This window comes from Streptomyces sp. NBC_01463, assembly GCA_036227345.1.
GTDB lineage: Bacteria > Actinomycetota > Actinomycetes > Streptomycetales > Streptomycetaceae > Streptomyces.
On the sequence record CP109468.1, the window covers coordinates 237,957 to 258,834 of the forward strand.

Here is a 20,878-nt window from a genome sequence, read left to right on the forward strand (position 1 = left end):
CCACTTGCCCGTCGACGGCTGCACAGGCCGGCCGTCCTGGGCCGATGGTCCCGTCCGCGCGGCTCGTCAGTCGTCCGCGGCCACGCAGCGGAAGCCGATGTTGCCGGCGCTGCTGTCCGGGGTGTTGGAGCTCCGGGCACCGACCCGGTACCGGAAGCAGTAGCTCTCGTGGCAGAGGTAGGAGCCGCCGCGCATGGCCTTCCTGCCGGTGGTGCTCGGTGGGCCCGTCGGGTTCGAACGGGGGCCGGTCACATGCCAGGTGGGGTGGAACCAGTCGGCGCACCACTCCCACACGTTTCCGCAGGTGTTGTGGATGCCGTAGCCGTTGGGGGTGAACGCGTCGGCGGGGGCGGTGCCCACGTATCCGTCGGCCCCTGTGTTGTGGGTGGGGAACTCGCCCTGCCACACGTTCATCCGGTGCACGCCCGCCGGCTCCCGCTCGTCGCCCCAGGGGTAGCGGGCCTGTACGAGACCGCCACGGGCCGCGTACTCCCACTCGGCCTCGGTCGGCAGTCGCTTGCCCGCCCACTTCGCGTAGGCGCGGGCATCGCGCCAGGTGACGTGCACCACCGGATGGTTCATCCGGTCGGCGATGTCCGATCCGGGACCTTCCGGGCTGCGCCAGTGGGCGCCCCGGACATCTCGCCACCAGGGTGTCGCCGCCACCGCCGGGGCGGACCGGAGCCTCGCGTCGAGCAGGCCGTCGAAGACGAACGAGGAGCCCAGCCGCTCGGCCACGGTCACCCATCCCGTGTCGCCGGTGAACGCGGCGAAGGCCGCGTTCGTCACCGTGGTGACGTCGATCCGGAAGGGGTCGAGCCGGATCTCCCGGACGGGGCCCTCGCCGTCGGCGGGGTACCCGTCGCCCGCTTCGGTTCCCATCAGGAAGGTGCCGCCGGCCAGGCGCACCATCGCGGTGCGGTCCGGGGACCCCGTGTCCTGCGGTGCGGGTGTTTCCTCTCCTGTGCCGGGCTCCGGGAGCTGCCCGGGGCCGCGGGTCGCGGCACAGCACGGCATCGGGTCCGGCGTCGGGCCAGGGCTCGGGTTCGGGGCGTTCATGTGCGGTGGCACCTTGTTTCGTGCGGCGGGCCCATGGGTCAGGGGCGTCGGACGGCCACCGGTGCGTCGGCCTCGCGGCTTCGGCGGGCGGCCTCGATGATCGCGACGATATCGAACACTTCGGCTTCGGGAACGTTGGGTGTGCCGGTCCGGCACGCGCTGACCAGTGAGGTGAGCAGACCGGTGAGCATGGGAGGTCCGGCCTCGATGGTGAGGTCCCGCTCCTCCCGGCCGTCGCCGATGCGGGCGTGGGTGAAGGGCGACCATTCCGCGTCGCCACCGAGTGTGGCGACACGGCCGTCCGGCCACGTCAGTGTGGTCCGACGACCGCGGCGGGCGTCCACGCTCGCACAGCCGGGCCCGAGTGCGGCCACCGCGAGGTCCACCAGATGCACCCCGTACCAGTCCAGGACGGGATGGCCGGGCTGGGTCGGCAGCGGGCCCGTGAGGTCGATGCGACGGGGCTCGAACGAGGCGAGCGCGCTGCGGAACGCGGGAGTGAACCGCTTCGGTGATCCGGCCAGCGGCAGACATCCGTGCCGGTGCGCCGCGGCCAGCATGGACCGTGCGTCTGCGGTCGACAGCGCGAAGCGGGTGTCGACGTAGACGGGCTTGCCGAAGCGCGCGACCCGGGTGAAGTGGTCGGGGTGGGTGCGCGCGTCGGCGGCCACGACGAGCAGGGCGTCGCAGGCTTCGGCGACCTCCTCCGGGGTCACCCGGAGTTCGACGCCGAGACCGGCCACCTCGTCGGCGAAGCCTTCGATCCGGTCACGGCTGAGCGGGAAGTCCGCAGCCGCCCGGCCCTTCCACGCGCTGACGACCGTACCGCCCGCCACCTCGCCGCTGATGCCGTCTCCGAACAGCCGGGTGAAGGAAGGGGCGTGGGGTGAGTCCAGTCCGATGAGGCCGAACCGCACCGGCGCCGCCGGTCCCTTGACGTCCGTCATCCCTTGACTCCGCTCGATGTGATGCTGGCGACGATGTGGCGCTGGAGGACCAGGAAGACGATGAGGCAGGGGATGAAGCTGACCAGGGAGGCGGACATGATGTCCGCCGTGGAGACCGTCTCGGTGTGGAGCGTGGCGAGCCCCACGGTCAGGGTGCGGGCCGCGTCCGTCTGGCCCACGACGAGGGGCCAGAGCAGGTCGTTCCAGTGCCACAGGAACACGAAGATCGCGAGCGTTGCCAGCACCGGGCGGATGAGGGGCAGCACGATCGCGACGAAGGTGCGCCACTCCCCCGCGCCGTCGATGCGGGCGGCGTCGAAGATCTCGTCCGGGAGGTCGCGGACGAACTGCCGGATGAGGAAGACGGCCTGGGCGTTGGCGAGTGTGGGCATGATCAGTCCCCACAGGGTGTTCACCCCGTCCATGCGGGCGACCAGGATGAACGTGGGGATGAGGGTCGCCTGCATCGGCACCATGAGCGTGGCGACGATGGCCCAGAGCAGGATGTTGCGGCCGGGGAAGCGTTTGCGTACGAGGGCGTAGGCGGCCATGGACGCGGTGAGGAGGATGACCACCACCGAGACGGCCGAGTACACGAGCGAGTTGAGCAGCCAGACGGGGAACTCGCCGATGTCGAAGATGCGCGTGATGTTGTCGAGGGTGAGGGAGTGCGGGATCGCGTGCGGCAGGGTGGGGGCGTCCTTCGGCGAGAGCGCGAGGACGACCACGGCGATCAGCGGTGCGACGGTGAACAGCGAGATGACGGCGAGGGCCAGTCCCGGGCCGGTCCGGCGCAGCCGCTCGGCGGCTCGTCGGTGCTGGGCGACGGGCGGGTGCGAAGTGGTCACTTGGCGTCCTTTCCTTCGACGAACCGCCGCTGGATCAGGGAGAGGATGAGCACGATGACGAAGAGCACCATGCCGACCGCGGACGCGTAGCCGAAGTCGAGGAACTTGAAGCCCTCGTCGTAGAGGAAGTAGATGAGGCTGTGGCTGGCCCGGTTGGGCCCGCCGCCGGTCATCACGTAGATCGTGTCGAAGACCTGGAATCCGACGATGGTCTCGATGACGAGCACGAAGAAGAGGACGGGCCTCAGTAGCGGCAGGGTGATGTACCAGAACGCCTGACGGGTGTTCGCCCCGTCGATGCGTGCCGCCTCGTGCACCTCCGCGGGCTGTGCCTTGAGTCCGGCGAGCAGGACGAGCATCGAGTAGCCGAAGCCCTTCCACACGGCGACGAGGGCCAGCGATGCCAGGACCAGCAGCTGGTCGCCGGAGAGGAACGGCACCGGGCCGGCGCCGATCTTGTCCAGGGCCGTGTTCAGCGGTCCGTCACTGGCGAAGATCCACGACCAGACGATGCCCGCCATCACGAAGGAGCTGAGATAGGGCACGAACAGCAGGGCGCGGAACGTGCCGGAGAACCGCACGATCTTGTTCAGCAGCACGGCACCGGCCAGGGCGACGGCCATGATCAGCGGGACGAAGACGAGGACGTACGTCGCCGTCGCGCCGAGGCTCTGCCAGAAGTGTGGGTCGGCGAACAGCCGGGTGTAGTTGTCGCCGCCGAGCCAGGTCACGTCGCCGTTGAGGCGGTAGCGCGTCAGGCTCATGGCTCCGGCGCCCGCGATCGGGAAGAACTTGAACAGGCCGAAGATGACGAGGGTGGGAAGCACGAACAGGATGCCGGCGACCGCCTCGCGCCGGCGGATCCGGCCGATCGCGGTGTGGCTGTTCGCGTGGGTGCGCGTCGCGTCGGGGCGTCGGGGTTTCCTGCCGTCCGAGACCGTTCTCGGTGGTGTGTGTACGGACATGGCGGCCAATCAGCGCTCAGGGGGTGGAGAGTGGAGAAGGGACAGGTGGCGGCCCTCGGCGGGGCCGCTCGACGCCGCGGGTCAGGAGCGGGCCAGCAGTTCGCGGGCCTCCTTCGCGGCCTTCTCGAGCGCCTCCCGCGCCGACAGGTCCCCGCCGAGGGCGCCCTGGATGTAGGGGGCGAGGGCGGCCATCACCTGGCGGGCGGCCGGTGAGGGCTCGCCGGGGCTGGCGTACTGCAACGAGTCGTTCAGGGCCTTGAAGTCCGGCCCGGTGCCGGGTGTCTTCACGTCCTTACGGGTCGGGAAGTTCCCTGCCGCGGCGTTGAGGGACGCCTGGCGCTCGGGTGAACTCAGGTAGGCGAGCACGTCGTTCGCCGCGTCGCGGTTCCCGTCCTCGGTGATGGACGTCAGCGCGAGGAGACCGGGGTTGCCGTAGGTGGCGCGCTCCTTGCCCTGGAGGGGAAGGCCGAGAGCCACGTTGTCCTTGCCCAGCGCGGCCCGCATCTGGGTGAGTTCGGGCAGCGAGGTGACGGCACGCATCGCGACCTTGCCGTCGGCGATGGGCGCGCCCTCGACCGCGGGTCCGTCGGTGGCGGCGTCGGCGGGCAGGCCGCCCTTCTTCTTCAGGTCGACCAGGAACTGCAGCGCGGACACGCCCGCGTCCGAGTCGAACGCGACGTCCTTGCCGTCATCCGTGAAGACGCTGCCGCCGGCCTGCCAGAGCAGGGGGTAGAACGAGAGGTTCAGGGTCTGCTCCGGACTGCCCGCGTAGTCCATGACCGCGATGCCCTGCTTGGCGAGCACGGGGGCGGCCGCGAGGACGTCGTCCCAGGTCTTCGGGAGGCCGAGACCGGCGTCCTCGAAGATCTTCGTGTTGTAGGCGGTCGTGTTGATGTTCTGGAAGAGCGGTACGCCGAAGAGCTTGCCGTCGATGGTGGCGGCCTTGAGCGTCTCGGGATAGAAGGCCTTCCGGTCGTCCTTCACGGCGTCGTCGACGGGCAGCAGACCTCCCACCGTCTGGTACGTCGCCGCCTGGTCGGGGGTGATGAGCACGATGTCCGGACCGGAGCCTGCGGCGAGGGCCGCGGATATCTGTGCGTCGCGCTTGTCGAACGTCTGCATCTGGATGGTGAGGTCGGTGTCCGGGTGGGTCCGCTCGAAGTCCGCCTCGGTCTGCTGCCAGTACTTCTTCCCGGCCGCCTCGTCCTTGATGACCGGATACATCCACACCGTGACTTCGGGCTTGCCGCCGTTGCCCGGAGCGGAGCAGGCCGTGGACACCACGGCGAGGGAGGCGGCCAGTACTGCGGTACGCAGTGGTCGGATGTTCATGCTGATTCTCGCTCTCGTGCTCGGGCGGGTACGGCTCCGCTGTCGGAGCGGTGTGCGTCGGGGGCGGGGCCGTGCGCGGACGGTGCCGCGGGCAGGGCCACCCCTGCGGCCGTGGTCAGTGCGGTGAGGGCGTCGCGGTGGCGCGCCAGCAGGGGCCGGTCCGTGAGCAGGGGGTCACCGGCTTCCCGCATCCAGCCGAGGAGCGCGGTGGCCAGTGCGGCGAACACGTCGGCGTACGCGGGCTCGTCGGCCACGTTGCGGGTCTCGTGCGGATCGTCGCCGAGGTCGTACAGCTCCAGCAGGGGGCTCGACCCGATGGTGGGGCCGTTCAGATCGGCCGGCAGGCTGCGGTGCACCCATGACTGGGTGGGGTCCATGGCACGTGGTGCGTTGGCGAAGTTCACGACGAGCTTGTGGGTGTCCGAGCGTGCCGAACGTTTCGGGTCGTAGTACGTGTGATGGGTGAGCTGCCCGAAGGTGTGCGCGGCGACTGCGGCTCCCGTCTCCACGAGCGGCACGAGGCTGGTTCCGGCGACGCGCTCGGGTTCGGGCAGGCCGACGAGTTCGAGGAGGGTCGGCAGGACATCGACGTGGCTCACCATGGGGGTGATCCGGCGCCCTTCCCAGGCGTCACGGCCGGGTACGCGCATCATGAGCGCGACTTCGAGGCCGGGGTCGTAGAGGGTGCACTTCGCCCGGGGCAGGGGAAGTCCGTGGTCGGTGGTGAACACCACGACGGTCTCGTCCCGCAGTCCGAGGGTGTCGAGATGCTCCAGGACGCGGCCGACGCCCTCGTCCATGTGGCGTACGGCGCCCTGGAGTTCGGCGATCTCCTCGCGCGCTCCCTCGTCGTCGCGCAGGTACGCGGGGACGGTGTGCCCGAGCGAGTCGTCGGGGGTGACGGCATCGCCGAGGAACCCCATCACGCCGGGTCTGTCGTTCCTGGACGGGGTGCGGTGCGGTTCGTGGAAGCCGACCTGGAGGTAGAAGGGTTCCGCCCGCTCCGCTGCCCGGTCGAGAGCTTCGGTGGTGCGCTCGACGACGACGTCCCGGTCCCCGCCCGTGCGCACCCGGTCGAATCCGAGCCGTGCCGCCACGACGTCGTCGGGCAGGACCCTGGACTCGTGGTGCACGCCGATGAGTTCGGTCCGGTACCCGGCCGTACTCAGCCGGTGGGCGAGGTGGTCCGCCGGCTCGGCCAGGTCCCAGCCGAACGGGTCGTGGGTGAGGCCGAGCACGCCGTTCGTCTGGGGATAGGTGCCCGTGAACAGGGAGGCCCTGGCGGGACTGCAGTGAGGTGACGTGGCGAAGGCCGCCTCGAAGAGCGCCGATTCCGCGGCGAGTGCGTCCAGGTGCGGGGTGACGACCGTGGGCACGGCGTAGGCGCCGAGGAACCGGCCGAGGTCGTGACAGTGGAGTACGAGGATGTTGGGTGCCGTGTCGCTGTTCATGCCATGGACTCCATCGCCTGCCGCGTGACCGCGTGTTCGAGGGGCTCTCCGGCCAGGTGCCGTCGGATCTCGTCCACCACGATCCGTCCGGCCCTCTGCCGGGAGTCGGCGGTGGCGCCGGCGATGTGCGGGGTGAGCAGGACGTTGGGCAGGTTCCGCCAGCGGTCGCCCGTCGGCAGGGGTTCTTCGTCGAACACGTCCAGCGCCGCGTCGATCCGGTCCGAGGCCACCGCCACGAACAGCGCGTCCATGTCGAGGACCGAGGACCGGGCCGTGTTCACGACCAGGCAGCCGTCCTGGAGGGACGCGATCTCGTCGGCGCCGATCAGCCCGGCGGTCTCGTCGGTCGCGGGGGCGTGGACGGCGAGTACGTCGCACCAGGAGAGCAGCGACGGGAGTGTGGCCGCGCATGCGGCGAGGGGATCACTTTCGGCCAGATACGGATCGTGGACGCGCACGTCGGCGCCGAGGGCCCGGCAGGCCTCGATGTAGCGGCGGCCGGTGCGGGACGCGCCGACGACGCCGATGCGCGCGCCCCGGATCTCGCGTGCCTTGCGGGCCCCGCGGGCCGCCTGCCAGTCCGCTCCCCCGCGCAGTGCGTGGTCGTAGCGGTGGGTGCGCCGCAGCAGGGACAGGGTGAAGGAGAGCGAGAGTTCCGCGACCGCGGGCGCCATCGCCGCGCCGGCCTGCGACACCGGGACTCCGGCCTGCCAGAAGTCGTCGCTGATCAGCCAGTGGAGCGAGGACGCGGCGTGCATGACGAACCGCAGATCGGGTGCGAGAGCGAGGCGTTCGGCGTCCAGACGCGGGAAGCCCCAGGCCGTGACGAGCACGTGCACACCCGTCAGCGCGCTCCGGAACGCCTCCGGATCGTGCAGCGCTCCCGGCTCGGCCTCGGTCACCTCCCCCAGAGCGGCAAGGGCGCTCCGGGTGCCCGGCGGGAAGAACGCGTCGGCCTCGGCTGCGGGAACACTCAGCAGAATCCGGGGCTTCTCGGAGGAACGGGGGCCGCTGGGCGGCTCGGGGTCAGCACCGACCGTATGACTCATGTGGCGGAAACTTGCCAGCCTGCGCTACTTTTGTCAATGACCGAATTAAGTACCGCCTGCCAGAATGCAGGCGCCCGATGCCGAGCAGCCCGAAGGATCCGCCCGAGATGAAGCCACGCGCAGGGAGCAAAGCCCTGATCCGCGAGATCAACGAAGCCCTGGTGCTCGATGTCGTACGGGCCCAGGGCCCGGTGGCGCGGGCGGTGATCGCCACCCGTACGGGTCTCAGCGCGGCAACCGTCACGGGGATCGCCGGCAAGCTCCTGCAGTCCGGGCTGCTCTCCGAGACGGACGCGGTGCCCAGCACCGGAGGACGGCCCGCCCGGCTGCTGGAGCTGGGCACCGACACCGTGCTCGCGGCGGGCGTACGCCTTTCCGGCACCGAGGCGTTCGTGACTCTGGTCAACCTGCGTGGGGACTCGGTCGCCTCACACCGGGAGGCCCTCCCCTCGACCCGCCCCGAAGCCGCCGAATCCGCCATCGCCCGCGCCGTGGCAACCGCTTCGGCCCTGCGCCCGGAGGCCGCCCTGACCGGGGTGGGCGTCGCCGTCTCCGGGGTCGTCGACCAGGCGACGGGGATGGTCCGCCACAGCGGCTCCCTCGGCTGGGAGAACGTACCGCTCCGGGACCGGCTCACCGAGCTCACGGGCACCCCGGTCGTCCTCGACAGCTACGTCAACTCCTTCGCGTCCGGACTGCTCCTGTTCGACGGCCGGCTGGCCGGCCGCGACCTGCTGCTCTTCAGTGTGGGTCCGAGCCTCGGCGCGTCGGTGGTGGTCAAGGGGCGTATCCACCGCGGCTTCAACGGCTCGGCGGGAGGGTTCGCCCATTCCCGCGTCTGCGCGGACATCGCAGCGCCGCGGCCGTGTCACTGCGGGGCGGCGAACTGCCTGGAGACCTGGAGCAGCCACTGGGGCATCCGGCAGGAACTGGAACGGCGCGGCGCGGACGCCGAGGACCTCTGCGACGACGGCGGAGCGGTCATGACCGACGCGGCGGACAAGCTCGGTACCGCCATGGCGAACGCCGCCAAGATGTTCGGCCCCGAACGCGTCGTGATGGCCTTCACCCACGAGATGGACCTGCCCGCGTTCGCGGCCCGGACGGAGCGGATGTTCCGCCTCCAGTACGCGCACGAGAACACACCCGCCCCCGAGCTGGAACTGGCCGTCGCCGACGAACCGGCACTCGCCAGGGGTGCCGCGTACAACGTCCTCGCCCGGATGTTCACCGCCGAGGTGTCGGAGTCGGATGTGAGCCGGCCGGCACAGGTGTGAACACCCCACCAGGAATCAGCCCTTGCCTCACCTATCGACATTCGATAGATTCCCATCGTATCTCGATGGAAGGATGGGTCATGGGAAAACTGACCGTGCGCGCGCTGCGCGCCGTGCTCGTGGTGGTGCTCACCGGAACGGTATGCGTGCAGGCACTGATGGTGTGGGCGCTGGTCAGCGGGAACGACCCGGAGGACGGGTCGCTCCCGCTGACCGCGCTGCGCGTGATCACGGTCCTGGGCATCGGGACCGCCCAGGTCGCCCTCGTCTCCGTATGGCGGCTGGTCACCATGGTGCGCCGCGGGACCGTCTTCTCCCACGCCGCCTTCAGGTACGTGGACGCCATCATCGGCTCGATCGTCGCGGCCGCTGTCGTCTGGTTCGCGGTGACCGCGCTCAACGCACCCGGCCAGCGCGACGACCCGGGGGTCACCGTCATCATGGGCGGGATCGCCATGGCCATCCTGGGAGTCGCGCTCATCGTGCTCGTGCTGCGGATGCTCCTGGCCCAGGCCGTCGCCCGTGACGTCGAAGCGGCGCATCTGCAGTCCGAGTTGAACGAGGTGATCTGATGCCGATCGCCGTCGACATCGACGTGATGCTGGCCAGGCGGAAGATGTCCGTGGGCGAACTCGCGGACCGTGTGGGGATCACGCCGGCGAACCTTGCGGTACTCAAGAACGGCCGCGCCAAGGCGGTGCGCTTCGCGACGCTCGCCGCGCTCTGCGAGGCGCTCGACTGTCAGCCCGGCGAACTGCTTCGCTGGGAGGCCGAGGACACCGCGCCCGAACCGAGCCCGTCCGCCGACGCACCATCGCCGATCTGCCCGCCTTGACCCGGAATGCGATCCGGAACTGCTTACGCCTGGGCTTTCCCTGTCACAGTTGGGGGATCAACGAAGACTTCTTCGACCGACTGCACGACCAGTTGGCTGCGTGGCTGAGGGACGGAGCGGCCGAAAGCCTCGACGCCTTCCTGGGCGCGCACCACGAGTCCTTCATGCTCGTGACGACAGATGGAACGGTCCTCGGCCTTGAGACGCTCCGGGATTCCCTCCGTGGTGCGGGCGGCAGCCGGCCCGGCCTGTCGATCCGGATCGAGGACGTCACCGGCATCACCCCCGAGGTGTACCGGTTCGTTGAGCGCCACGTCGTCGACGGCTCCGTCGTGGACGTACGGGTGGTGACCGCCGTGACGCGGGACGGGTTGCTGCTCAGCGTTCAGGAGACCGCCCGTCGGTAGCGGAACCGCGGACGTCGCGACTCAGAGTCGGTCGGCCAGCGCAGGCGGCGGTGCGGTCGGGGTCCACACCCCGAACCACTGCTCGGCGCCGTAGTCCTCGTACCGCTCAACCTCGGTGAACCCCAGCGTTGCGGCGAGGCGCATCGAGCGCTTGTTGGCGGTCCGGGTACGGAGCACCACCGCCTCGCCGGGCAGGGTTCCGGCGAACCAGTCGAGTGCCGCTCCGCACGCCTCGGTGGCGTACCCGCATCCCCATGCCTGCGGCAGGAGCAGATAGCCGAGCTCGGTCGATCCGATGTCCTGACGGACGTGGCCAGGACGCTCCGCGTGCGGATCGAGCGCGATCGTGCCGATCATCGCCCCGTCGAGTTCGATCACGAAAACGCCGGGGCGCTGCCCGGGTACCTCGGGCAGCTTGCGTTCGAGCTCGGCACGCGGTTGCGGTCCACCCAGGTAAGTGCCCACCTCTGGAGAGGTGTTCAGCTCGATGACTGCCGCACGGTCCCGGGCTTCGGACTCGCGGAGTACGAGCCGCTCGGTCCTGATCGGGGCAGGTGGCCAGGCGAGGCCTCTCGGGTCGGTCATGCCGTCCAACCTAGCCAGCAGCATCGGAGGCCCTCAAGAAGCGTCCCGACGGCGGCCTTCAGGGAGCGACGGTGTCCGCCGTCCGCTCCCGCACCGCCCGGCCGCCGGTCAGGCTCGGACGGCGGTGGGCCCAGGGACGTATCGCCTCGTAGGCCGCGGCCGTGCGCAGGACGGTCCCGTCGGCGAGGTGGCCGCCGATCAGCTGGAGGCCGACGGGAAGACCGTCCGGTGTGCGGCCCGCCGGGAGGCTGACCGCGGGCGCGCCGGTGAGGGACGCCGGGTAGTTGAAGCCGATCCAGGCGGTGTCGGTGACGCGTTGTCCATCGATACGGCCAGGGCCCTGAATGCCGACGGGGAACGGGGGCACGGCGGAGGTGGGCGTGATCAGGATGTCGTAGCGGGACATGAAGGCGGCCATGCGGTTGGTGAGGGCCTTGCGCGCGATGTTGGCGTCGGTCAGCTCCTGCGCCGTCCATTCGCGGGTCATCCAGGACACCAGGTGCGGGGACATGGACGGGCCGTGCGCGTCGATGAGGCGGCGCATGCCGGTCAGGTCCGTCTCGGCGGTGATCAGCGCCTGGAACGCCTCCGCGGGGTCGCTCCAGCCCGGATCGGTCTCCTCGACCGTGCAGCCCAGGTCGCGGAAGACGGAGACGGCGTCGTCGACGACCGCACGCACCTCGGGGTCCACCGGGAGGTAGCCGAGATCGGGGCTGTAGGCGATGCGGAGTCCGCCGCATCCTTCCACGGTGCCGCGCCGGACCGCCGTGTTCCAGTCGACGTCGTGGCACGGGATGGAGTGCCGGTCCCGCGGGTCGGGGCCGGCCAGCACGGACAGCATGAGGGCGGTGTCGGCGACCGTCCGGGTCAGCACTCCCAGATGTTCGAGGCTCTCCCAGCCCGAGACGCCGGGGAACCGCTCGTCGCGGCATCCCGGCCAGACCGGGACGCGGCCCATCGACGGTTTGAAGCCGACCAGTTCACAGAAGGCGGCGGGCACGCGCAAGGAGCAACCGCCGTCGCTGCCGAGCGCCACCGGGCCGAGTCCCGCGGCGACCGCGGCGGCCGATCCGGCGCTGGAGCCCCCGGGGGTCAGCCCGGTGCTCCACGGATTGCGGCTGGGCGGGAAGAGGGGGTTGTGGCCGACGGCGCTGTATCCGAACTCCGTGGTGTTGGTCTTGCCCAGCACGACGGCTCCGGCCTCGACACTCCGTTCCACGACGATGTCGTCCTCGTCGGGTACGTGGTCGCGGTACGCGGGGGAACCGGAGGTGGTCCGCAGACCCGCGGTCGCGATCAGGTCCTTCACGCCGAGCGGCACACCGGTCAGCGGTCCGGGGGTGCCGCCACGGGCCAGGTGGTCCGCCAGCGCGGCCGCCCTCGCGCGGGCCTGTTCGGGAGCCGGTGTGCAGAAGGCGCCGATCAGTGGGTTGACCTCGTCCATCCGGTCCAGCACAGCGTCCACGATCTCGACCGGACTGAGGCGGCGGTCGGCCACGCCGGTGACGATGTCGGTGGCCGGCAGGAAGCAGAGTTCGTCGCGTTCTTCGGGGGTCACGGGAGCCCTTTGTTCTCGGCGGGGACCTGGGGTGGGGTGGGTCGGAGAAGTGGGGACGGGGGCGGGCAGGCTGCTCGTCTCACACGTGGAGCGGATCGGGCTCGGCGGATTCGGCAGGGGTGGGGCCGGCCTGGGCGCCGGACAGCGGGGGCATACCCGAGGGGGCTTCGGCGTCGGTCGGGCGGCGCCCTGTCCACCAGAGGTGGCCGCCGTGGACCAGGGCGGCCACCACGAACCCGAGCGCGGCGTCCACGGAGCCGGGGTGCGTGTGGTGCAGCACCCACGCCGCCGCCGATCCGGCCGCCCAGGCGACGAGCGCGGGAAGGACGTATCCGGCGTGGCGGGAACCCGGTCCCCCGGTGGGTGCCTCGACGTCGTCGGCGGGTCGCGGCGGACGCCGCCGGAACCGGTCGGTCGCGTGCTGGACGATCAGCACGGCCCCGATGGGCGGCACGAGAATACCGAGGAGCTGGAGCCAGCTCACGATGGAACTCCACACCCCGGTCAGGGCGATGACCGATCCGAGCACCCCGAGGACGACGACCAGGGGGCGCATGCGCAGCGGTGTCGTACCCGACCATCCCAGGGCCGCGTTGTACAGGCAGTGTGCGGCGACGGAGCCCAGGTTCGTGAGGGTGAAGAGGACGGCCAACGCGGTGATCCAGGCGCCGTGTCCGGTGAGCAGGCCGAGGTAGGTGCCGCCGTCGGTCTCCGGGTTCGCGGCCCCGCCGGTGGCGACGACGGCGCCACCGACCAGGTAGGCGACGGTGTTGCTGAGCGGGAACGCGCTGAATGTGGCCAGGACTGCGGACCGGCCGTCCCGGCTCCAGCGGGTGAAGTCCGCCGTCATGGTGCCCGAGTCGACGAAACCGGCGATGACGATGCCGACGGCGGACCAGAAGGTGATGCCGTGGTCGTGCCCCTGGAAGTCGAGGGCCTGGGAGAGGCCGGCGCCGTCCTGCGCCGCGTACCAGAAGGCGAGGGCCGCGGTGACGAGGAACAGCGGGACGCCGAGCAGCCCGACGGCGGACAGGGCGCGTATACCGGCCGCGGTCAGGCCGATGTATACAGCGGCCCCGAGCAGTGCTCCCCACAACGGGGCCCAGCCGAGGACCTGGTGCAGGGCCGTGCCGGTGAGACCGACCTGGTAGGAGAACCAGCCGATGACGACGGTGGCGAGGAATCCGGAGACGACCGCACGTCCGCGCGGGCCGAACACCGCGGCGGACTGCTGCGCGAAACTGCGCCCGGTCCGGCCGGCGTGGTGGCTCAGCGCACCCACGTAGCAGAAGAGCAGAAGGTTTCCGGTGAGGATGGCCCAGAAACCCTGTTCGAGGCCGAGGTTGTAGACGATCAGGCCGCCGAACACGGCGTTGCCGAGGCACATGGGGAAGCCTGCCCACACTCCGGCCACGGAGAGCAGGCTCTTCCTGGCGTGGGCCGGGACTGCGGTGTGCTCGTACTCCTCACCCGCTGCGGTGTGGTGGTCGGCGGTCGTGCGTGGTTCGGCCATGGTGATCCCTTCGGTGGTACGCGGGTGGCGCTGCTCGGACGGGGTGTGCGGGAGCCTCAGGGCGCCGGCGGGCGCCGGGAGACGTGGGCGGCGACGACGCGCCAGCCCTCGGGCAGCCGGAGCCAGGTCTGGGTCTGTCTGCCGACGCCGGGGTCGCCGTCGCGGACGAACAGGGTGGTGGTGACGGCGGTGTCGTGCCCGTAGGTGGTCACTTCGGTCCTGATCCGGGTGCGCCGCAGTCCGGTGGCGAGCCGCCGACGGCGGAACTCGGCTATCTCCGCCGCACCGAAGAGCTCCTCCCCCGCGCCGATGCGGACCGTCTCCGGGGCGTCCCGGAAGAAGCCGTCCAGGGCGGGGATGTCGTTGCCGGTCAGTGCGGCCTCGTAGGCATCGGCAAGGGCGCGGACCTCGGCGACGATCTCGGGCCGATCGATCCGGTCCAGGGCGGCGGGTGCCTCAGTCGGCTTCTGCGGCATGGTCAGCGGGCCTCCGCCGCGACGGTCTGGAACTCCACGGCGGGGACGGGCCGGGACAGGGTGAGCCGGTGTGCCAGATACGCGTAGACGGGGCCGAGCGCGTTCATCGCGACGACGCTCAGCCATGCCGCCCAGACGTTTCCCGGCTCGTAGCCGAAGCCTCCGAAGTAGGTGGCGAAGTAGGAGGCGAATCCCAGGAACATGCCCGGGACGAGTGAGGTGGCGCGGAGGCGGCCGGTGTACATGAGGGCGGTGTTGAGGACCAGGATGACCGCGCCGAGCAGGGCGTTCTGTGCCCATCGCGCCTCGCTGACGTGAGGGGCGAGGTGCTGTTCGCAGACGACGATGGCCAGGGCGAAGGCCGAGCCCACCGGCATCGCCCGCCAGAGCCGGGTGGCGTTGGCCAGGGTCGGTCCGCCCATCAGGTGCAGTCCGGCCCAGGAGATGAAGATCGCCCACGGCGGCAGGTTCAGCGCTGTCCCGCCGACGAAGGCGGTGGTCGCGGCGAGGACGGACGCGGTGAGTTCGTGCGGAATGCGCTCACGCATGGCGTGCTCCTGACATACGGCAGGTGGGAAGGGGGCAGAGCCGCGTCCCGGGACTTGGCAGCGGGAACGGGACGGGGCGGCGGGAACGGGGGACGGCAGAGGACGGTTCGTCCGCGACCGATTGCGAGTCGTGGGCGCGAGGCGGCCGGTCAGCGCTCTACGCGGCCCGGATGCCTCCGGCGGCCTCGGCCGGGGTGTCGATGATTTCGGTGGTGCGGACGGAACGCGCCACGACGCGACCACGCTTGACGACCCAGCGGCGCTCCGGCCGGTCGACCAGCACGTCCGCGTGGCGGCGCGTCCCGAGAACCACCAGGTCGGCGCGGGCTCCGGGGTGGATGCCGTAGCCGTCGTGGACGCCGGTGACGCGGGCGGCCTCCGTCGTGGCCATGCGCAGGATCCGCCCGGTGTCGGCCGGGCCGCCCATGTGGCAGGCCTGGGCGAGCAGGTGGCCGATGTCGAGCATGTCGGCGTTGCCGAAGGGCGTGAAGGCGTTGCGGACGTTGTTGGAGGAGTAGGCGGTCACCACTCCCCCGTCGATCAGCTCCCGGACCGGGGCCACTCCCCGGCGGACGGCCCGGTCGTCGCCTCGCCCTCCGAGGTACAGGTCGGTGGCGGGCAGCGCGACGACCGCGACTCCGGCCTCCGCGAGGAGCGCGACGACTTCGGCCCGCTCGGCGGGCGGCCGTCCGGCCAGCGAGGTCACGTGGCCGAGCGTCACCCGGCCGCCGAGACCGTGCTGCCGGGTGGCCTCGGCGAGGACTCCGGCGAGGGCGAAGCGCCCGTCGGCGGTGTCGTCGGCGAAGTCGGCGTGCAGGTCGGCCGGTACCCCGAACTCGACGGCGAGGCCGAGCACCGTGTCGATGTGGCGACGGCAGGCGTCGACGTCCGCCTCGTTGTACGTACAGCCGCCGACGACGTCCGCACCCCGCAGGAGCGCCTCCCGCAGCAGGGCGTACGTGCCCGGTGCACGTTCGATCCCTTCCTGGGGAAAGGCGACGACCTGGAGGTCCACCAAATTCTTCTGGCTCTCGCGGAGTTCGAGCATGACGTCCAGCCCGACGAGCCCGGCGACCGGGTCGACGTCCGGATGGGCGCGGATCAGTGTGGTGCCGTTGCCGACGGCCCACCGCAGCACCTGGAGGGCGCGTGCCCTGACGGAGTCAGGGGTGAAGTCGCGTTTGAGCTCCCCCGTCACCTCGATGGCATCGGCCAGCGTCTCCGCAGGTCGGCCGACTCCGCTCAACAGGGCCTTGTCCAGGTGGAGATGGGGCTCGATGAAACCGGGGACGACGACCAGTCCGTCGCAGTCGATGGTTTCGCGGGCGGGAGCCTGCGGCGGCACGTCGCCCACCGCATCGATCATTCCGTCGATGACGGCGATGTCGGCCGGCGCACCGTCCTCCGTGATCAACGCGCGGCGCAGCACGAGGTCGTACACAGCGATCCCCTTCTGGCGTTCCGGGAAAGAGTGACGTGCGATGACGTCCAGAAGGTGTATACAGAGACCGCGTTACGGCATACCGCTAACCGCGTGACGCTCGTGTTTCCGACAGCTCTTCACGGCCGCGGCTGCGGGCGGGACCGCCGGACAGGTGGATGGGAAGCCGGGAAGACGGGCAGGAAGACAGCGGGGGCAAGGCGCATGTCGGCGGTGCGCAGCACCCTCCGATCAGCGCTTTCCGCGTAGCCGGTAGGCGGCTTGCGCACGCATGATGTGGTCGGCGACCCGGTCGCGTGCCTCCTTCGGGTCCTGGTCGCGCAACGCCTGGACGATCCCCTCGTGCTCGGCCCACGAGTCCGGTGCGCGCCGCGGGAGTTCGACTGAATACACCCAGGAGATCTTGTATCCGAGCTGTGCCACCAGTGCCGCCAGCGTCGGACTGCCCGACGCCTCGGCGAGTACCCGGTGGAAGCGGGTGTTGAGATCGGCGAGCCCTGTCGACGAGCCGGCATCCAGGATCTCCCTGGCCTCGGCCACGAGGAGTTCGAGCGTGGCCAGGTGCACCGCGGTCCGGCGGGTGGCGGCACGCTCGGCACCGAACGGCTCGATGAGCAGGCGGATGCCCAGCAGGTCCTCGGCCTCCTTGTCGCTCAACTCGGCCACGAACGTGCCCCCGTACGGACGCGAGTGGACGAACCCCTCGGCCTCCAGGGTGCGCAGGGCTTCACGGACAGGAATGCGCGAGACCCGGTAACGGGCCGCGAGCCTCTCCTCGGTGAGGCGGTCCCCGGGCGTGAACACGCGTGTGACCACGTCGTTCCTGATGGCGTCGCACACCGCCTGCCCCGCGTCCCGCCTCCGCACCGCGCCGAGTTCGGCCATGGCTCCGCCCTCCGGGTTTCGCCGGGCCGCATGGGTTAACCGGCTTGTAACGGGTGTATGCAAAGGTCAACGCCATGAGCGTACTTCAGCCTCACACCGGCACCATCGACGGTTCGGTCTACCTGGCCGCGGACCACGGGACGACGACCTGGGGTCTGCTCCCCAACGCGGCAGGCCGCCCCGCCCTCACCGTGGACTCCGGCACCACGGTGTGCCTCGACACGACGAGCCACGAGGGCATCCTGCCGGACCAGGGGCGCGACCCGGTGAAGTTCTTCGCGGAGGCCGGGATCGCGGAGCGGGACGTGTTGCACGACGCGATCGAACTGGCCTCGTCCGACGTACTGTTCGACCCCGGTGCGCAGGGTCCCCATGTCGTCACCGGGCCGATCGCGGTGCGCGGTGCGCTGCCGGGCGACGTGCTGGAGGTCGAGGTCGTGCGCCTGCGGCGCAGGACGGCGTACGGCGTGATCAGCAACCGGCACGGGCGCGGCGCCCTGCCCGGGGAGTACCCGGCGCCGGCTCCGGGCCACCCGGACGGGCAGCCCGTCCCCCCGGTGTCCCTGGTCGCCCATGTCGACGACGACGGTCGCGGCCGACTGCCGGTCGGCGACGGGCGGGACATCGGGTTCCCGCTCGCTCCCTTCCTCGGCATCATGGGTGTCGCGCCCGCCACAGAGGCGCCGGTGCACTCGGTCCCGCCGGGAGCCCACGGCGGAAACCTCGACATCCGGCTCCTGGGCGAAGGCGCGCGGCTGTTCCTCCCGGTGCAGGTGCCGGAGGCCATGTTCTACGCGGGTGACCCGCACTTCGCCCAGGGCGACGGTGAGGTCGCCCTCACCGCGTTCGAGGCTCCCCTGCGGGCCACCCTGCGGCTGACCCTGCACTCCGACAGCCGGGCCCGGCGGCTCGCGGCAGGGCTCGCCGGCCCGTACGCGGAGACGGCCGGGCACTATCTCGTGACCGGTCTCGACGAGGACCTCGACGAGGCCGTCCGCAAGGCCACCCGTTCGGCGCTCACCTATCTCGCCGAACGCTGCGGCCTGCCCGGCTCGGTGGCGCTGGCCTATCTGAGCGCAGCGGTCGATCTGCGTATATCGCAGGTAGTGGACGGTGTGAAGGGGGTCCATGTGTGCCTTCCCAAGGCGGATCTCGGTCCACTTCTGATCGACGGACCCACCGCGCCGGGCCTGCTCCGGTGACCGGGGGAACGTCCGCTCCGAGCCCGCTGCCCGTCATCGGGCCGTACGTCCCCTGGCTGCCGTCGCCCGCACTGCCGGAACCCGTCGCCGCCGCGGGCCTGGCCGGTGCGCGGGTAGCAGTCAAGGACGTGATCGACCTCGCCGGCGCTCCCACCGGCAACGGGCACCCCCTGCTGCTCGCCGAAGCCGCGACGGCTTCGCGTCATGCCTCGTGTGTGTCCCGCGTGCTGGACGCGGGAGGAGTGACCGCGGGCAAGGCCCACACCGACGAGCTCGCCTACAGTCTGGGCGGCACCAACGCCCACTACGGCGCACCCGCCAACCCCGCTGCGCCCGGCCGTCTGACGGGCGGCTCGTCCAGCGGTACGGCGGCCGCGGTCGCCGGGCGGCTCGCCGACGTCGGGCTGGGTACCGACACCGCCGGCTCCATCCGGGTGCCGGCCTCCTACTGCGGCCTGTACGGGCTGCGCCCCACGCACCCACGCGCCGACCTCACCGGGATCAGCCCGCTCGCCCCCTCCTTCGACACCCCGGGCCTCCTCACCCGCACCCTCCCCCTGATGCGCGACGCCGCGGCGGCCCTCCTGGCAGGCACCGAGTCCGGCGACCTCACGACCCGCCGGCTGCTCGCCCCGGCCGACCTGTGGTCCCTGGCGGCTCCGGACGTACGCGCCGCACTGTCACCGGCTCTCGCCCGGCTGGCCGCCGGACTGGGTGTCGAGCCCGACCGGACCTCCCTGTTCGACGACCGGGCGCCGGTCCCGCACGCCGCGGCCAGGGACGCCTTCACCACGGTCCAGGCCGCGGAGGTGTGGCGCGCTCACGGCCGGTGGATCACACGGGCCCGCCCGGAGTTCGGCCCGAACGTCGCCGCACGGCTGCGGATGGCGGGCCGGGTGGGACGCGACCGCGAGGAGAGCGCCCGGGCCTGCGCGGCGGCCGTCGCCCGCTGGCTCGGCGAGCACCTGGCGGGCGCCGTACTGGCGATCCCCGCCACACCGACGCCCGCCCCGGCGTACGGCGAGCCGGGCACCGGAGTGCGCGAGGCGCTGCTCGGCCTGACCTGCCTGGCAGGTCTGGGCGGCCTTCCGGCCCTCACCGTTCCCGGTCCTCGCGCGGGCGGCCTGCCGGTCGGAATCTGCCTGCTGTCCGCACCGGGCGGAGACGAACAGCTCCTGGTGGCAGGAGCATTCGCGGAGGCTGCTTCGGGCGGGGGATGACGTTCCCGAAGACGTTCGACCGGGAAGCGGCTTCGCTGACGTACGGCATCGGCCGGGGCGAAGACCTCTCCAGCCGCTCGACGTTCCGCACCAACCCCGTCGCCCGCCCCTCCCCCCTCTCTCTCCCTTTGTCCTCCACAAGGGAGTTGCTCCCCTGGTGGACTGGTGCGGATGATGTTGGTGAGGAAGCATGGGCGGGCGCGGTACGGGGGTCGTCCGCGCGATCGATGTGCGACATGAAGAGGGCCGATGACTGACGAGCAGGGCATCCGGACGCCGGGGGACGGAATCGACACGGGCACGCCGCATTCGGCACGGGTGTGGAACTACTGGCTGGGCGGCAAGGACAACTACGAGGTGGACCGCCGGCTCGGGGCGACGATGGAGGAGCTGTACCCGCAGATCATCGAGATAGCGCGCGCCTCGCGGGCGTTCCAGGCGCGGGCGGTGCGCTTTCTTGCCGGTGAGGCCGGGGTGCGCCAGTTCCTGGATCTCGGCACCGGTCTGCCGACCGCGAACGCGACGCACGAGGTCGCCCAGGAGGTCGAGCCGGCGGCACGGATCGTGTACGTGGACAACGACCCGATCGTCCTCGCCCACGCGCGTGCCCTGCTGACCAGCCGGCCCGAAGGGGCGACGGACTACGTGCACGCGGACCTGACGGACGCGAAGTCGGTGTTGCGCGAGGCAGCCCGGACGCTGGACCTCGACAAGCCGGTGGCCGTGATGGTGCTGTCGACGCTGGGACACGTCGCGGACTCGGGCGACGCCGCGGCGCTGCTGCGCAGCTACTTGGACGTACTGCCCGTGGGCAGCTATCTGATGCTGTGCGACACCATCGGGACCCCGGAGACCGAGGCCGGTTCCGAGGAGTACGCCAGTGGCGGTGCCATGCCGTACATCTCGCGTCCCAAGGAGATCATGGCGACCTTCGCGGACGGACTCGAACTCGTGGAGCCGGGCTTCGGCTCGATCAGCCTGTGGCGCCCCGAAGAGCCTGTCGCCGGCGAACCGGTCGACCAGTGGGGATTCGTGGCCGCCAAGCGCTAGCCACCACCTGTCGTACCGATCGACCACGTGGCCGGGCTGACGGTCGGCCATCGCAGTCGCGCCCGCGGCAGCCGGTCGGCGGACGCCCTCGCACAGCTCCCGGCGCGGTGCCGTGAAGCAGTGCAGGGCGTCCGGACGCGGCGACGCGGCACCGTTCCGGGCGTCTGCCGAGCCGGCATGGGGCCGCCCTCGGGCCATCCTGCCCCTGCCTGAATGCCGGACCCTGCGAG

At 71.2% G+C, this 20,878-nt stretch carries 21 protein-coding genes; 7 read left to right on the forward strand and 14 right to left on the reverse strand.

Going from position 1 to position 20,878, the window contains the following annotated elements; genetic code table 11:
• Positions 1-66: 66 nt before the first annotated feature.
• The 7 genes from OG521_01095 to OG521_01125 all read right to left on the reverse strand — a co-directional run bounded on the left by OG521_01095 (position 67) and on the right by OG521_01125 (position 7,651).
• Positions 67-912 (reverse strand): formylglycine-generating enzyme family protein, encoded by an 846-nt coding sequence (locus OG521_01095; protein ID WUW26539.1) that lies wholly within the window; start codon positions 910-912, stop codon positions 67-69.
• Between the two features lie 185 nt (positions 913-1,097).
• The gene (locus OG521_01100; protein WUW19450.1) at positions 1,098-2,006 is read right to left on the reverse strand and encodes a hypothetical protein; all 909 of its coding nucleotides are present in this window, start codon (positions 2,004-2,006) and stop codon (positions 1,098-1,100) included.
• Complete coding sequence (locus tag OG521_01105) at positions 2,003-2,854, reverse strand: carbohydrate ABC transporter permease (protein WUW19451.1); 852 nt, start codon at positions 2,852-2,854, stop codon at positions 2,003-2,005. Before OG521_01105 ends, OG521_01100 begins: the two co-directional genes overlap by 4 nt.
• A complete protein-coding gene (locus OG521_01110; protein ID WUW19452.1) occupies positions 2,851-3,819 on the reverse strand; it encodes a sugar ABC transporter permease in 969 nt (322 codons plus the stop codon). Before OG521_01110 ends, OG521_01105 begins: the two co-directional genes overlap by 4 nt.
• Before the next feature lie 81 nt (positions 3,820-3,900).
• Entirely contained in the window at positions 3,901-5,151 is a 1,251-nt protein-coding gene (locus OG521_01115; protein WUW19453.1) for an extracellular solute-binding protein, read from the reverse strand.
• Positions 5,148-6,602 carry a sulfatase gene (locus tag OG521_01120; protein WUW19454.1) on the reverse strand — a complete coding sequence of 485 codons (1,455 nt, stop codon included), beginning with the start codon at positions 6,600-6,602 and terminating at the stop codon, positions 5,148-5,150. The genes OG521_01115 and OG521_01120 overlap by 4 nt, the downstream gene beginning before the upstream one ends.
• Positions 6,599-7,651, reverse strand: coding sequence for a hydroxyacid dehydrogenase (locus tag OG521_01125; protein ID WUW19455.1), 1,053 nt, complete (start codon positions 7,649-7,651; stop codon positions 6,599-6,601). The genes OG521_01120 and OG521_01125 overlap by 4 nt, the downstream gene beginning before the upstream one ends.
• A 107-nt stretch (positions 7,652-7,758) precedes the next feature.
• On the opposite strand from OG521_01125, the gene OG521_01130 reads away from it, so the two are divergent.
• The 4 genes from OG521_01130 (at position 7,759) to OG521_01145 (ending at position 10,170) form a co-directional block, all read left to right on the forward strand.
• The gene (locus tag OG521_01130; protein WUW19456.1) at positions 7,759-8,928 is read left to right on the forward strand and encodes an ROK family protein; all 1,170 of its coding nucleotides are present in this window, start codon (positions 7,759-7,761) and stop codon (positions 8,926-8,928) included.
• Positions 8,929-9,008: 80 nt separating this feature from the next.
• A complete protein-coding gene (locus OG521_01135; GenBank protein ID WUW19457.1) occupies positions 9,009-9,500 on the forward strand; it encodes a DUF2975 domain-containing protein in 492 nt (163 codons plus the stop codon).
• On the forward strand, positions 9,500-9,763 hold the full coding sequence (locus OG521_01140; protein WUW19458.1) for a helix-turn-helix transcriptional regulator: 264 nt from the start codon (positions 9,500-9,502) through the stop codon (positions 9,761-9,763). The genes OG521_01135 and OG521_01140 overlap by 1 nt, the downstream gene beginning before the upstream one ends.
• A gap of 92 nt (positions 9,764-9,855) precedes the next feature.
• Positions 9,856-10,170, forward strand: a complete 315-nt coding sequence (locus OG521_01145) for a hypothetical protein (protein ID WUW19459.1) — start codon at positions 9,856-9,858, stop codon at positions 10,168-10,170.
• A 21-nt stretch (positions 10,171-10,191) separates the two neighbouring features.
• On the opposite strand, the gene OG521_01150 is transcribed toward OG521_01145, so the two are convergent.
• The 7 genes from OG521_01150 to OG521_01180 form a co-directional block, all read right to left on the reverse strand.
• A complete protein-coding gene (locus OG521_01150) occupies positions 10,192-10,755 on the reverse strand; it encodes a GNAT family N-acetyltransferase (protein WUW19460.1) in 564 nt (187 codons plus the stop codon).
• A gap of 58 nt (positions 10,756-10,813) precedes the next feature.
• Positions 10,814-12,313, reverse strand: a complete 1,500-nt coding sequence (locus OG521_01155) for an amidase family protein (protein WUW19461.1) — start codon at positions 12,311-12,313, stop codon at positions 10,814-10,816.
• A 79-nt stretch (positions 12,314-12,392) separates the two neighbouring features.
• Positions 12,393-13,826, reverse strand: coding sequence for a cytosine permease (locus OG521_01160; protein WUW19462.1), 1,434 nt, complete (start codon positions 13,824-13,826; stop codon positions 12,393-12,395).
• 56 nt (positions 13,827-13,882) lie between these two features.
• Complete coding sequence (gene hpxZ, locus OG521_01165) at positions 13,883-14,302, reverse strand: oxalurate catabolism protein HpxZ (GenBank protein WUW19463.1); 420 nt, start codon at positions 14,300-14,302, stop codon at positions 13,883-13,885.
• Positions 14,303-14,304: 2 nt separating this feature from the next.
• A complete protein-coding gene (locus tag OG521_01170; protein ID WUW19464.1) occupies positions 14,305-14,850 on the reverse strand; it encodes a DUF1097 domain-containing protein in 546 nt (181 codons plus the stop codon).
• Positions 14,851-15,007: 157 nt separating this feature from the next.
• Positions 15,008-16,291, reverse strand: a complete 1,284-nt coding sequence (locus OG521_01175) for an amidohydrolase family protein (protein ID WUW19465.1) — start codon at positions 16,289-16,291, stop codon at positions 15,008-15,010.
• A 231-nt stretch (positions 16,292-16,522) separates the two neighbouring features.
• Positions 16,523-17,176: a GntR family transcriptional regulator gene (locus OG521_01180; protein ID WUW19466.1), complete on the reverse strand. Its 654-nt coding sequence runs from the start codon at positions 17,174-17,176 to the stop codon at positions 16,523-16,525.
• Between the two features lie 74 nt (positions 17,177-17,250).
• On the opposite strand from OG521_01180, the gene OG521_01185 reads away from it, so the two are divergent.
• The 3 genes from OG521_01185 to OG521_01195 all read left to right on the forward strand — a co-directional run bounded on the left by OG521_01185 (position 17,251) and on the right by OG521_01195 (position 20,648).
• Positions 17,251-18,378: an acetamidase/formamidase family protein gene (locus tag OG521_01185; GenBank protein ID WUW19467.1), complete on the forward strand. Its 1,128-nt coding sequence runs from the start codon at positions 17,251-17,253 to the stop codon at positions 18,376-18,378.
• Complete coding sequence (locus tag OG521_01190; protein ID WUW19468.1) at positions 18,375-19,598, forward strand: amidase family protein; 1,224 nt, start codon at positions 18,375-18,377, stop codon at positions 19,596-19,598. The genes OG521_01185 and OG521_01190 overlap by 4 nt, the downstream gene beginning before the upstream one ends.
• 249 nt (positions 19,599-19,847) lie before the next feature.
• Complete coding sequence (locus OG521_01195; protein WUW19469.1) at positions 19,848-20,648, forward strand: SAM-dependent methyltransferase; 801 nt, start codon at positions 19,848-19,850, stop codon at positions 20,646-20,648.
• Positions 20,649-20,878 lie beyond the last annotated feature (230 nt).